Annotated in this window: 13 protein-coding genes; 3 read left to right on the top strand and 10 right to left on the bottom strand. The window is 69.6% G+C overall.

Annotated features, from left to right (window positions below; genetic code table 11):
• Positions 1–19 precede the first annotated feature (19 nt).
• Both J8M50_RS34725 and J8M50_RS34720 read left to right on the top strand, forming a co-directional pair.
• Complete coding sequence (locus tag J8M50_RS34725) at positions 20–1162, top strand: LOG family protein (RefSeq protein ID WP_010353820.1); 1143 nt, start codon at positions 20–22, stop codon at positions 1160–1162.
• Positions 1163–1320: 158 nt separating this feature from the next.
• A complete protein-coding gene (locus J8M50_RS34720; protein ID WP_100216766.1) occupies positions 1321–2013 on the top strand; it encodes an LAETG motif-containing sortase-dependent surface protein in 693 nt (230 codons plus the stop codon).
• 33 nt (positions 2014–2046) lie between these two features.
• On the opposite strand, the gene J8M50_RS34715 is transcribed toward J8M50_RS34720, so the two are convergent.
• The 10 genes from J8M50_RS34715 to rpsB all read right to left on the bottom strand — a co-directional run bounded on the left by J8M50_RS34715 (position 2047) and on the right by rpsB (position 12493).
• Complete coding sequence (locus J8M50_RS34715) at positions 2047–2820, bottom strand: maleylpyruvate isomerase family mycothiol-dependent enzyme (protein ID WP_010353824.1); 774 nt, start codon at positions 2818–2820, stop codon at positions 2047–2049.
• 9 nt (positions 2821–2829) lie between these two features.
• Positions 2830–3855: an ABC transporter ATP-binding protein gene (locus J8M50_RS34710; protein ID WP_010353825.1), complete on the bottom strand. Its 1026-nt coding sequence runs from the start codon at positions 3853–3855 to the stop codon at positions 2830–2832.
• Entirely contained in the window at positions 3856–5454 is a 1599-nt protein-coding gene (locus tag J8M50_RS34705; protein WP_010353826.1) for an ABC transporter permease, read from the bottom strand. It lies immediately after the preceding gene.
• A 14-nt stretch (positions 5455–5468) separates the two neighbouring features.
• Positions 5469–6509 (bottom strand): thiamine ABC transporter substrate-binding protein, encoded by a 1041-nt coding sequence (locus J8M50_RS34700; RefSeq protein WP_050987223.1) that lies wholly within the window; start codon positions 6507–6509, stop codon positions 5469–5471.
• Between the two features lie 159 nt (positions 6510–6668).
• Positions 6669–7775 carry a dual-specificity RNA methyltransferase RlmN gene (gene rlmN / locus J8M50_RS34695; protein WP_010353828.1) on the bottom strand — a complete coding sequence of 369 codons (1107 nt, stop codon included), beginning with the start codon at positions 7773–7775 and terminating at the stop codon, positions 6669–6671.
• Between the two features lie 102 nt (positions 7776–7877).
• Positions 7878–8981, bottom strand: a complete 1104-nt coding sequence (locus tag J8M50_RS34690) for a phosphatidate cytidylyltransferase (protein ID WP_086013999.1) — start codon at positions 8979–8981, stop codon at positions 7878–7880.
• A complete protein-coding gene (gene frr, locus J8M50_RS34685; protein WP_010353830.1) occupies positions 8981–9538 on the bottom strand; it encodes a ribosome recycling factor in 558 nt (185 codons plus the stop codon). Before frr ends, J8M50_RS34690 begins: the two co-directional genes overlap by 1 nt.
• 118 nt (positions 9539–9656) lie before the next feature.
• Positions 9657–10406 (bottom strand): UMP kinase, encoded by a 750-nt coding sequence (gene pyrH, locus J8M50_RS34680; RefSeq protein WP_010353831.1) that lies wholly within the window; start codon positions 10404–10406, stop codon positions 9657–9659.
• Positions 10407–10567: 161 nt separating this feature from the next.
• A complete protein-coding gene (gene tsf / locus J8M50_RS34675; RefSeq protein ID WP_010353832.1) occupies positions 10568–11404 on the bottom strand; it encodes a translation elongation factor Ts in 837 nt (278 codons plus the stop codon).
• Between the two features lie 138 nt (positions 11405–11542).
• On the bottom strand, positions 11543–12493 hold the full coding sequence (gene rpsB / locus J8M50_RS34670) for a 30S ribosomal protein S2 (RefSeq protein WP_010353833.1): 951 nt from the start codon (positions 12491–12493) through the stop codon (positions 11543–11545).
• 267 nt (positions 12494–12760) lie between these two features.
• Between rpsB and J8M50_RS34665 the strand changes: the two genes are divergently transcribed.
• Positions 12761–13225, top strand: coding sequence for a murein hydrolase activator EnvC family protein (locus J8M50_RS34665; RefSeq protein ID WP_010353834.1), 465 nt, complete (start codon positions 12761–12763; stop codon positions 13223–13225).
• The last annotated feature ends 150 nt before the right edge of the window (positions 13226–13375 follow it).

Genomic DNA, 13375 nt, shown 5'->3' with positions numbered 1-13375 from the left:
ACCTGCCTAGCATGGGCGGGTGGACCAGACACCCGCCCATCGGTACGACAGCGCCCAGCCGTACGACGGCATACCCGACCGCGAGATCGAATCCCTGCCGGAGTTCGACGAGGTGATCGCGACAGTCGGCACCCTGGCGAGATACCGCGTCCAGGCGGTGGACCTGACGACGCGCACGCCCGCACTCCTGACGGCCGACACGTCAGGCGCCGTCTTCCTCGGCTGCCCGATGACCCCGGAGGCGGACGCGCACGTGAGATCGGCGGGCGCCCTGGTGTTCCCCCCGATCCCGGGCCTCCCGTTCGACCCGTACCGGGGCCTCCTGTACACCCCGGACGAGTTGTTCGAGGGCTTGGCGGAGGGCTACGAGCACACCCCCGACGCCCAGACGTACGCGTGGTTCCAGCAGACGAAGGCCGACGGCGACATCTTCGCGTCGATGCTCCGCTCGGTGCACGACGACGCGGTCTCGGACGCCCTGGACGAACTCCTGGTCGGCGCAAGGGTCGTAGGCGTGATGGGCGGCCACGCGATGGCACGCGGCACGGACGAGTACGCCGGCGCCGCGCGCCTCGGCCGCACGCTGGCCCGAGCCGGCCTGACCGTCGCGACGGGCGGCGGCCCGGGCGCGATGGAGGCGGCGAACCTGGGCGCGTACGCGGCCCCGTTCGAGGACGCGATGCTGGAGGAGGCGCTCCAACTCCTGGCGAAGGCGCCGACGTTCACCCCGTCGGTGACCGAGTGGGCGTCGGCGGCGTTCGAGGTGCGTGCCCAATACCCGGGCGGTGGGCCCTCGGTGGGGATCCCGACCTGGTTCTACGGCCACGAGCCGCCGAACGCGTTCGCCGCGCACACGGCGAAGTACTTCTCCAACGCCACCCGCGAGGACGGCCTGTTGGCGCGCTGCACGGCGGGCGTGGTGTTCCTGCCGGGTGCCGCCGGGACCGTACAGGAGATCTTCGACAACTCGACGCCGAACTACTACGAGTCGCGGGGCGAGCCGAGGCCGATGGTGCTGGTGGACGAGGCGCACTGGACCAGGCGCCTGCCTGCCTGGCCGCTGTTGGAGGCGCTGGCGAAGGACAGGTCGATGGCGGCGCGGATCACGCTCGTGGACCGGATCGAGGACGCGCCCGAAGCTTTGAAACGCGCGGGTAATTAATAAGCAAGCAAAGCCGGGGGTCAAATGGGATGCGCGCGTTGACACTTCTTATGGCGCGCTTATACACCTGTGAGCCTCAAGGGGATGTTGATGCGTCCCGCAAGGGGCCCAGCTCCCCTTCAACCCCCCGCACTTGCGCCTCCCCGCAAAGGACAAACGTGTCCATATCCCGCCGCACCGCCGCTCGTTCGGCTCGTATGCTCGGCGTAGCCGCCGCTTCCGCGGCCGTCGTCCTCTCCGCGTCCACGAGCGCGTTCGCCTGCAACATCCGGGACTTCTCCGCCGCCGCCTCCTGTGAGGGCGACAAGGGCGTCATCACCGTCAAAGACACGGACGCCACCGGAGTGACCGCCACGGTCGCCGTCTACCTGGAGAACAACGGCAGCGACCTCCGCAAGGTCGGAGAGCAGGAGGTGAAGGGCAGCCTCACCGGCACGACCATCACCTTCGCCGAGGACTGGCAGCCGAACGCGGAGTACCGCGTCCACGTCACGGCCGGCAAGCTCGTGAACGACGACATCAGCGAGAACCTCACCACCCCCTCGAAGGCGTGCAAGGCGGAGGAGTCCCCCTCCCCGTCGCCGTCCCCCTCGGAGTCGGACGCCTCCCCGAGCCCGTCCCCCTCCGCATCCCCGTCCACCCCGCAGCCGTCGCCCACCCCCGGCGACAGCAGCACCCCGGTCACCCCCGTGAACAACGCCCCCACGCCCGCGGTCGGCGACTCCCACCTCGCGGAGACCGGCGCGAACTCCAACACCGGCCTGATCGCCGGCATCGCCGCGGTCCTGGTCGTCATCGGCGGCGGCGCGATCTTCTTCGGCATGCGCAGGAAGGGCAGCAGCAACCGCTGACGCCCCGGGGTGAGTACTCCCACCCGGGGGTGCTCACCCCATGCTCGCCCGCTCCAACCAGTACTCCAACACCCGCCGCTCCCCCACCACTTCCACCGCGTCCAACGGCAACCGCCGATAGAACGCGAGCATCACATCGGTGAGCGCCCCCCGCATCACCACGTCCGCCTTCTCGTGCCCCCGCCGCCACGTCACCCCGTCGGCCCCCCACTCCACGACCCACTCGGCCCCCGGCACATCGGTCGCGTGCAGATGCAGGCTCCCCCGCGAGGCCACCTCCCGCAGCTCCTCGGCGGCGACGTGCGGCATGTTCCGCTGCACCCACACGACGATCTCCAGCCACTCGTCGAGCGTGTCGACGGCGATTTCGGCCGCGACGCCGTACGGCACCCCCGCCGCGAACGCCGCGTCAGCCCCGTGCACGGTCAGCTCGTGCGTCATCCGCCGCGCCCAGAACCCGGCGTCCCACCGATCCGCCCAGGCCCACACCCGCGCCTCGGCCCCGGCGTCCCGCAGCGCCGACACGACCCCGTCCCCGGTCTCCGCCAGCCACGCCCCGAGCGCCCCGGCGTCCCCGGCGAACTCCGGCGCGACCACCTCCGGCATCCGCTCCTCGGACCGCGCCCGCACCATCCGCTCGACCCACCCGAGCGCACCCCCCACATGGCGCAGCAGATCCTCGACGGACCACTCCGGGCAGGTCGGCACGGCGGCCCCGAGGTCGGTCCCAGACCCGACCATGTCCCTCAACTCCCCGACCCGCAGGGCAATCTCGTCGCAGTAACGGTCGTGAGAAAGAAGCGTCATACTCCGACGCTAGACGGATTCGTCCCCATCGAGAACCACCACTTCGGCCGCGTCGAACCCCACCCCGACGACGTCCCCGACCGCCGGCGCCTCCCGCAGAGCCACCGCCGCCTCAAGACGGGGCGCACCCCCCTCGGGCGCCAGCTGCACGGCGACATGCGTCCCCTTGAAGGTCCGCCCGACGACGGTGCAGCGCGCCCCTTCCCCGAACCGCACCCCGGCGGCCCGCACCAGGACGTCCCGCTCCCCCTGCGCCGACCCGGCGGGCACCGGCACCTTCCCCCACGGCGTGAGCGCGAACTCCCCTGTCACAGAAGCGGATACGACGTTCTCGAACCCGAGGAACCGCGCGACGAACGCGTCGGCGGGCCGCTGCCACACATCGAGTGGCGTACCGGACTGGGCGATCCGCCCGTCCCGCATGACGACCACCCGGTCGGCGAGGGCGAACGCCTCCCCCTGATCGTGCGTGACGGCCAGCACCGTCGTCCCCAACGCCCCGAACAGCTCCCGCAGTTCGACGACGAGCCGCTCCCGCAGCGACCGGTCCAGCTGCCCCAACGGCTCGTCCAGCATGAGCAGTCGGGGCCGGGGAGCCAGCGCCCGCGCCAGCGCGACCCGTTGCTGCTCACCCCCGGACAACGCCCCGACGGCCCGCCGCCCGGCCCCGGGCAGCCCGACGAGTTTGAGCAACTCCTCGACCCGCGCCGCCTGTTCCCCCCGAGACGCACCGTGCATCCGCAGCCCGAAAGCGACGTTCCCGGCGACATCCCGCTGCGGAAACAGCTGATGGTCCTGGAACATCAGCCCCACTTCCCGCCGATGCACAGGCACCCCACCCTGCTCCTTCCCCCCGAGCAACACCCGCCCGGCGTCAAGGGACTGGAGCCCGGCAACGACCCGCAGCAACGTCGACTTCCCGCTCCCGCTGGGCCCGAGCACGCACACCACCTCGTGCTCCCCCACCTCCAGATCGACGGCGTCCAGCACGGCCCGCCCCCCGAACCGCACGGTCGCACCCTCAAGCCTCAGCATCTACAGCTCCCCGCTCCGCTCGGTCCGCAGCCGCTCCAGCACCAGCAGAGCCACCGCGCACACCAGCATCAGGATCGTCGAAAGGGCCATCGCCTGCCCGTAGTTGAGCTCCCCGGCCCGCCCCAGCAGCCGCGCCACGGCGACGGGCAGCGTCGGGTTGTCGGGCCGCGCGATGAACACGGTCGCCCCGAACTCCCCGAGCGACACGGCGAAGGCGAACCCGGCGGCGACGAGCAACGCCCGCCGCACCAACGGGAGATCGACCTCCCGCCACACCCGCCACGGCGACGCCCCGAGCACGGCGGCGGCCTCCCGCAACCGCTGGTCCACGGCTCGCAGCACCGGCAGCATCGTCCGCACGACGAACGGCACCCCCACGAGCGCCTGCGCCAGCGGCACGAGAATCCACGAACTCCGCAGATCCAGCGGCGGTTCGTCGAGCGAGATCAGGAACCCGAACCCGACGGTCACCGCCGACACCCCGAGCGGCAGCATCAGCAGCGCGTCGAACCCCCGCACCAGCCGCCCCGCGTCCCGCCGGGCCAGCGCGGCGGCGGCGAGCCCGCCGATCAGCACCGCGATCCCGGTCGCGACGACCGCGTACTCCAGCGAGTTGCCGATCGCCTCGATCGGCGGCACCAGGAAGACGTTGCCTTCGTCGGAGGTGAGCGCCCGGTAGTACGCGAAGTCCGTGCCGCCGAGGGAGCGTTGGACCAGAACAGCGAGAGGCAGCACGAGCAGGACGGCGATGGAGAGCAACACGCCGGCGAGCAGCACCCACTGCCCCCCGCGCGGCCTGCGCGCGGTCAGCGACGCGTCCACCAGCCGCAGCGCCGTCTCCCGCCGCCGTACGGTCCACGCGTGCACGGCGAGGATCGCCCCCACCGCCGCGAACTGAACGACCGTGAGGACAGCGGCCGTTGAGAGGTCGAAGATCTCGGACGTCTGCCGGTAGATCTCGACCTCCAGCGTCGAGAACGTCGGCCCGCCGAGGATCTGCACGACCCCGAACGACGTGAACGTGAACAGGAACACCATCAGCGCGGCAGCCGCGACGGCCGGTCCGAGCGCGGGGAGGGAGACGCTGAGGAACGCCCGCAGCCGCGAGGCCCCCAGCACCCGCGCCGCCTCCTCCTGACGCGGGTCGAGCTGGGCCCAGAGCCCGCCGACGGTCCGGACGACGACCGCGTAGTTGAAGAAGACGTGCGCCAGCAGGATCGCCCACACGGTCGTGTCGAGCCGTACGCCCCACAGCTCGTCGGTCAGGCCGCCGCGCCCGACGAGCGCCAGGAACGCCGTACCGACGACGACCGTCGGCAGCACGAACGGGACCGTGACGACCGCGCGCAGCACCTGGCGGCCGGGGAAGTCGAGGCGGGCGAAGACGTACGCGCCCGGCAGCGCGATCAGCAGGGTCAGCGCGGTGGAGGCGAGGGCCTGCCAGGTCGTGAACCACAGGACGTGCCGGATGTCGGACTGGCCGAGGACGTCCCCCAGCCGGCCGAGCTGCCAGGTGCCGTCCGTGTGCAGGCCGCGCAGCAGGATCGCGACGACCGGGTAGGCGAAGAAGATCCCGAAGAACGCGAGCGGCAGGGCCATCAGGCCCAGCCGGACTACTTGAGGACGAGAGAGGCCCACGTCTTGACCCAGTCGTCACGGTCGGCGGCGATCTTCGCCGGGGCCATCGTCTCGGGGGACTTCGCGGCGGGGCCGAACTTCGTGAACTCGGCCGGAACAGCGGCCCCTTGGAGCACCGGGTACACGAACATGTTCAGCGGCATGTCCTGCTGGAACTCCCGGCCGATCAGGAAGTCGATCAGCGCCTTGCCGCCGGCCGTGTTCTTCGCGTTGCTGAGCAGCCCGGCGAACTCGATCTGCCGGAAACAGGTCCCGTCGACGACACCGGTCGGCGCGGTGGCCGGCTTCGGGTCGGCGTAGATCACCTCGGCGGGCGGGGAGGAGGCGTACGACACGACGAGCGGCCGGTCCCCCTTCGCCTTCTTGCCGCCGGCCGACCCCGAGAACGCCTCGTTGTACGCCTGGTCCCAGCCGTCGACGACCTCGACGCCGTTCGCCCTGAGCTTCTTCCAGTAGTCCTGCCACCCGTCGTCGCCGTACTTCGCGGCCGTCCCGAGCAGGAAGCCGAGACCCGGGGAGGAGGTGGAGACGTTCTCGGTGACCAGCAGGTTCTTGTACGCGGGCTTGACCAGATCGTCGTACGACGCCGGCGGCGCGAGCTTGTGGTCGGCGAAGTACTTCTTGTCGTAGTTGACGCAGATGTCGCCGTAGTCGATGGGCGTGACCCGGTGCTTCCCGGCGTCGAGCTGATACTCCTCGCCGACCTGCGCCAGCCCCTTCGCCTCGTACGGCTGGAAGAGGCCGTTGTCGAGGGCGCGGGACAGGAGGGTGTTGTCGACGCCGAAGAAGACGTCGCCCTGAGGGTTGTCCTTCGTCAGGATCGCCTTGTTGACGGCCTGGCCCGCGTCGCCGTCCGTGAGGACCTTGACCTTGTAGCCGGAGGCCTTCTCGAAGGCGGCGAGGACGGGCTTGGAGACGGCCCAGGAGCTGTGGCTGACGAGGGTGACGGTCTTGGAGCCAGACGAGGTCTGACTATCGGACTTGTCGGATGATCCGCACGCGGACAGCGCGACCATGCCGAGACCCACGGCGACAACGACGAACTTCTTCACGGTGATGACCGAACTTCCTACCCAGAATGACCTGGGCGAGGTTCAGAGGGTCTGCGGCCTGCTCACCGCACTCTCAGCGCTGTCGCGCTCCCCTGTCGGATATATGTCTGTACGACTACGAGCTTACCGTTCGGTAGCGGCGAGCTGTCCACACGCCCCGTCGATCTCCTGCCCCCGGGTGTCCCGGACGGTGACCGGCACGCCGTGCGACGCGATGGCCTCCACGAACGCCTTCTCGTCCTCGGGCCGCGACGCGGTCCACTTCGAGCCGGGCGTCGGATTGAGCGGGATCAGGTTGACGTGCACGGGCTTCCCCCGCAGCAGCCGCCCGAGCCGGTCACCGCGCCACGCCTGGTCGTTGATGTCCCGGATCAGCGCGTACTCGATCGACAGCCGACGGCCCGACTTCTCGACGTACTCGAACCCGGCGTCCAGCACCTCGCGGACCTTCCAGCGGGTGTTGACGGGGACGAGGGTGTCGCGCAGCTCGTCGTCAGGCGCATGCAGGGAGATCGCGAGCCGGCACTTGAAGCCTTCGTCGGCGAACCGATGAATCGCCGGAACGAGCCCTACGGTCGAGACGGTGATCCCTCGCTGCGAGAGCCCGAGGCCGTCGGGGTTGGGATCGGTCAGCGCGCGGATGGCACCGACGACGCGCTTGTAGTTGGCGAGGGGCTCGCCCATCCCCATGAAGACGATGTTGGAGAGCCGCGCCGGCCCACCGGGCACGTCCCCGTCCCGGAGCGCGCGCATCCCGTCCACGATCTGGTGCACGATCTCGGCGGTGGACAGATTCCGGTCCAGCCCCGCCTGCCCCGTAGCGCAGAACGGACAGTTCATCCCGCACCCGGCCTGCGAGCTGATGCACATGGTCACCCGGTCCGGGTACCGCATCAGCACGGACTCGACGAGCGTCCCGTCGAACATCCGCCACAGCGTCTTACGGGTGGTGCCCTCATCGGTCGACAGATGCCGCACGACAGTCATCAGCTCAGGAAACAGAGCTTCCTGAAGCTTGCCGCGCGACCCGGCCGGGATATCGGTCCACTCCGCCGGATCATGCGCGTACCGCGCGAAGTAGTGCTGCGAAAGCTGCTTCGCACGAAACGGCTTCTCCCCGACCTCGGCAACGACCTCTTTCCGCTCGGCGGGCGAGAGGTCGGCAAGGTGCCGCGGCGGCTTCTTGGCTTCGCGGGGGGCGACGAATGTAAGTTCTCCGGGCTTAGGCATAACACTCACCAGTGTCGCAGATCCCCACGAGTACGCCGCCCGGTCGCCCCACGCGAAGAGCCCCCGCCCGGGAAGGGCGAGGGCTCAGCGCTTCGGACAAGGTCAGCCGGAGCCGACGAACAGCACCAGCAGCGACCACACCACCGGCGCCGTGGGCAACAAGGAGTCCAGGCGGTCCATGATCCCCCCGTGGCCCGGCAGCAGGGTTCCCATGTCCTTGATGCCCAGGTCACGCTTGATCATCGACTCGCCGAGGTCACCGAGCGTGGCGCTCCCGGCGACCGCGAGGCCGAGGAGGAGGCCCTGCCACCAGGTGCCGTCCTCGATGACGTACTGCATGAGGAGCGCACCGGCGACCATGGCGAACGCGATCGCGCCGAACAGGCCCTCGCGGGTCTTGCCGGGGCTGATGCGGGGCGCGAGCTTGTGCTTGCCGAAGCGCCAGCCGACGGCGTACGCCCCTGTGTCGCTGACGACCGTCAGGACCAGGAAGACGAGCACCCGGCGATGACCGTCGTCCGCGGTGAGCATCAGCGCGACGAACGTGGCCAGGAAGGGCACGTAGAACGCGGCGAAGACCCCGGCGGTGACGTCCTTGAGGTACCCCTCGGGGGGCTCCGTCATCCGCCAGACCAGCACCGCGAGGGCCGTGAGCGCCATGGCGACCCAGGCCCCCTCGGGCCCCCGTACGTACCCGGCGACGACCATCGCGGCGCCGCCGACGGCGAGCGGCACCAGCGGCGCCTTGATCCCCTTGCGTTCCTGGAGCCGGCTCGTCAGCTCCCACAGCCCGACGACGACGGCGACCGCTATCACCCCGACGAACACGGCCTTGACGATGAACAGCGAGGCGACGATCACCACCCCGAGCCCGACGCCGACCCCTATGGCCGCACCCAGATCACGCCCGGCGCTCTTCTTCTGCGGCGCGGGCTGCCGCTCGTCGGCCATGGGCTCCGGTTTCTGCGGCACCGCCGCCGGGGGCTGCGCCGACGGGGTCTCGTCGCGGAACAGGGGACCACCGCCCGCTGCGGCGGCCCACCGGTCGTCATCCTGGCCTGAGCCATGAGCGGGTACGTCGGGCACGATGGGCATGGGGCGAGTCTGCTGCGCCTGCGGCGCATCGTACGCGGGACCCGCCGGAGCGCCCCCCCAATACCCGGCCTGCCCGGACTGTGGCGGCGCCCCCCAGGAAGAGTCGTTCATCAGACTTCGAGCAGCTCCGCTTCTTTGTGCTTGAGCAGCTCGTCCACCTGAGCGACGTACTTCGAGGTCAGGTCGTCGAGTTCCTTCTCCGCACGGCGGACCTCGTCCTCGCCGGACTCCTTGTCCTTGACGAGCTTGTCCAGGGTGTCCTTGGCCTTGCGGCGCACCGCGCGGATGGAGACCCGGGAGTCCTCGGCCTTGCCGCGCGCGACCTTGATGTAGTCGCGGCGCCGCTCCTCGGTCAGCTCGGGGAAGTTGACGCGGATGATGTTGCCGTCGTTGCTGGGGTTCACCCCGAGGTCGGAGTCCCGGATCGCCTGCTCGATGTTGCGCAGCGCCGTCTTGTCGAACGGGGTGACGACGGCCATGCGCGGCTCCGGCACGGAGAACGAGGCCAGCTGGTTGATCGGCGTCGGCGCACCGTAGTACTCGGCGACGATCTTGTTGAACATCGCCGGGTGCGCACGGCCGGTGCGGATCGCGGCGAAGTCCTCCTTGGCGACCACGACGGCCTTCTCCATCTTCTCCTCGGCTTCGAGGAGGGTCTCTTCGATCACCACTTGCTCCTGCGTGTCTTGAGTAGGCCCGGCTGCGGTTACCTGTCGGCGGCGGCCGGCTGCGTCGCGTCTTCTTCCTGCACGGTTCCCGACCGGCAGGACATTGTCCATCCCCCGGTCAGGCCCGGGTGTCCTGGTCACCCACCAGAGTGCCGATCTTCTCACCCTTGACGGCGCGCGCGATATTGCCCTCGGCCAGCAGCTCGAAGACGAGGATGGGGAGCTTGTTGTCGCGGCACAGCGTGATGGCGGTGGCGTCGGCGACCTTGAGGTCGCGGGTGATGACGTCGCCGTAGCCGAGCGCGTCGAACTTGACCGCGTCCGGGTTGGTCTTCGGGTCGGAGTCGTAGACCCCGTCGACGCCGTTCTTGCCCATGAGGAGCGCCTCGGCGTCGATCTCCAGGGCGCGCTGGGCGGCGGTGGTGTCGGTGGAGAAGTACGGCATGCCCATGCCCGCGCCGAAGATGACGACGCGGCCCTTCTCCAGGTGGCGTACGGCGCGCAGCGGGATGTACGGCTCGGCGACCTGGCCCATCGTGATGGCGGTCTGTACGCGGCTGTCGATGCCCTCCTTCTCCAGGAAGTCCTGGAGGGCGAGGCAGTTCATGACGGTGCCGAGCATGCCCATGTAGTCCGAGCGGGCCCGGTCCATGCCGCGGACCTGGAGTTCGGCGCCCCTAAAGAAGTTGCCGCCGCCGATCACGATGGCGATCTGCGCGCCGTCGCGGACGACGGCGGCGATCTCACGGGCGATCTTGTGCACCACGTCGGGGTCCACACCCAGGCCGCCGCCTCCGGCGAACGCCTCGCCGGACAGCTTCAGCATGAACCGGCCGCGTACCTTGCCGTCGTCGCTCTTCTGGGTCATGGGTGATCCCGTCTCTTTCACGTGGTGCACATACGAAGAAGGCCACTGCCGGTGGGATGTGTTCGCAACCCGTGCGCGGCAATGGCCTCCTTGTCAGATCTGCGGTCGTCCGTCACGCGCACCCGACCCTATCGGGATCGGGTGCTCGTCGCGGTACGGACTCAGATGCCGACCTTGATGCGCGTGAAGCGCTTCAGGGTGACACCGGCCTCGTCCAGAACCTTCTGGACGGACTTCTTGTTGTCCAGCGCGTAGGGCTGGCCGAGCAGCGTGGCGTCCTTGAAGAAGCCGTTCACGCGACCCTCGACGATCTTGGCGATCGCGGCCTCGGGCTTGCCCTCGGCGCGGGTGGTCTCCTCGGCGATACGGCGCTCCGACTCGACGAGCTCGGCCGGCACCTCGTCCTTGGTGAGGTACTTCGGCGCGAAGGCGGCGATGTGCTGGGCGACGCCCTTGGCGACCTCGGCGTTCGGCTTGTCCAGCTCGACGAGGACACCGATCTGCGGGGGCAGGTCGGGCATCGTGCGGTGCATGTACGCGAAGACGAAGCCGTCGCCGTACTGCGCGAAGCGGTCGAGGACGATCTTCTCGCCGAGGGTGGCGTTGGCCTCGTCGACGAAGGCCTGGACGGTCTTGCCGGCCTCGATCTCGGAGCCGAGGAGGGTGGCGAGGTCGGCCGGGGAGGTCGCGGCGACGTGCTCGGCGATCTGGCGGGCGACGGCCTGGAACTTCTCGCCCTTGGCGACGAAGTCGGTCTCGCACTTCAGCTCGACGAGGACGCCGGTGGAGTTGTCCTCCGCGATGATCGAGACCACGGCGCCGTTCTCGGCGGAGCGGCCCTCGCGCTTGGCGACGCCCTTCTGGCCCTTGATGCGCAGCGCCTCGACGGCCTTCTCGACGTTGCCTTCGGCCTCGTCCAGGGCCTTCTTGCAGTCCATCATGCCGGCACCGGTCAGCTCGCGGAGCTTCTTGACGTCGGCGGCGGTGTAGTTCGCCATGAGTCTGTAAGTCTTTCTCGAAGTCTGGAAGATCTACCCGGTCCCGGCCCACGTGTAGCGGTGGCGCGGAACCTGCTGGTGAACGGCGGGGGCGACTCGGATGTCGTCGCCCCCGCCGTCAACGCTGACGGTGGCGGATCAGGCCTGCTCGGCCTCGGCGGCAGGCGCCTCGACCTCGGCGGCGGCCTCGGCGACCGGGGCCTCCTCAGCGGCCGGAGCCTCGGCGACCGGAGCCTCCTCGGCGGCGGGGGCCTCAGCCTCGGCGGCCTCGGTCTCAGCGGCGGGGGCCTCGGCGGCGGGCGCCTCGTCGGCCTTCTTCTCGCCCTCGAGGAGGTCGCGCTCCCAGGCGGCGAGCGGCTCGGCGACGGCCTTGTCACCCTTGTCGCCGGTGTTGACGCCGGAACGGGAGATGAGGCCCTCGGCGACGGCGTCGGCGATGACGCGGGTGAGCAGGGTGACGGAGCGGATCGCGTCGTCGTTGCCCGGGATCTTGTAGTCGACCTCGTCGGGGTCGCAGTTGGTGTCGAGGATCGCGACGACCGGGATGTTCAGCTTGCGCGCCTCACCGACCGCGATGTGCTCCTTCTTGGTGTCCACGATCCAGACGGCGCTGGGAACCTTGGACATCTCGCGGATACCACCGAGGGTCTTCTCCAGCTTGGCCTTCTCGCGCGAGAGCACGAGGAGTTCCTTCTTGGTCAGACCGGACGCGGCGACGTCCTCGAAGTCGATGAGCTCAAGCTCCTTCAGACGCTGGAGGCGCTTGTAGACGGTCGAGAAGTTGGTGAGCATGCCGCCCAGCCAGCGCTGGTTGACGTACGGCATGCCGACGCGGGTCGCCTGCTCGGCGATCGCTTCCTGCGCCTGCTTCTTCGTACCGACGAACATGACCGTGCCGCCGTGGGCGACGGTCTCCTTGACGAACTCGTAGGCGCGGTCGATGTACGACAGCGACTGGAGCAGGTCGATGATGTAGATGCCGTTGCGCTCGGTGAAGATGAAGCGCTTCATCTTCGGGTTCCAGCGACGGGTCTGGTGACCGAAGTGGACGCCGCTTTCCAGCAGCTCCCGCATCGTGACGACGGCCATGGCCGCACTCCTAGTTTTCTCGGTTGCCACGGGAACCGGACGGCTCCCGTGCCTGACGCCCGCGATGCGCCGAGCCACGAGGACCGAGAGGCGCAGAGTACGGACCGTTTCCGGCCCCGTACCGGGGCGTGCGAAGTCGACCCGGTGACCCGGATCGCCGCTAAAAGTGTACGGGACGCGTACACCCTCGGATGACGCCGCTGTCCACAACCCCGGAGTACTCCACAGGCGTGAACGCGCAAGGCCGGGGAGAGCCACGCTCGGCGCATGCACAAAGCCCTCTACGCCCTGCTCCTGCTCCTCCCCCCGACCACAACGTGGCCGGTAACCCCCCACCCCCCGATCCTCCGCCCCTACACCCCACCCCCAACCCCCTACACGGCAGGCCACCGAGGCGTAGACCTCTCAACCCCACCCGGCACCCCGGTACGAGCAGTGGCCCACGCCCGAGTGACGTTCGCCGGCCAAGTAGCAGGCAGAGGAGTCATCACCCTGAACCTGACAGCAACAGGACTCCACACGACCTACGAGCCGGTCCACCCCACGGTCTCCAAGGGAGACGAGGTAGAGGAGGGCGAGATCATCGGCAAGGTAGAACCCACAGGAACCCACTGCCCGACGTCATGCCTCCACTGGGGCCTGAAACGGGGGGACACCTACCTGAACCCGCTGTCACTCCTCCCCCGAACCCCACCAAGACTGCTCCCCTACCTGAACACTCCACCCACGTAACTGCGCCACCCACCGCCCCGCACCCACTCCACTGCCCCCGCGTAGCTGCGGGCAGTCGTGCCTCCCCCAGTGCCCGAAGGGCCTGGGAGGTACCCCCATGGGGCGGCACGGGTGGGCGCAGCGGCACCCGCCAGCGCGGGCAAGCGAAAA

The organism is Streptomyces acidiscabies (assembly GCF_020010905.1).
GTDB classification, from domain to species: Bacteria; Actinomycetota; Actinomycetes; order Streptomycetales; family Streptomycetaceae; genus Streptomyces; species Streptomyces acidiscabies.
The sequence above is the reverse complement of the archived record's forward strand: the minus strand, read 5'-3'. Positions and strand labels throughout refer to the sequence as shown.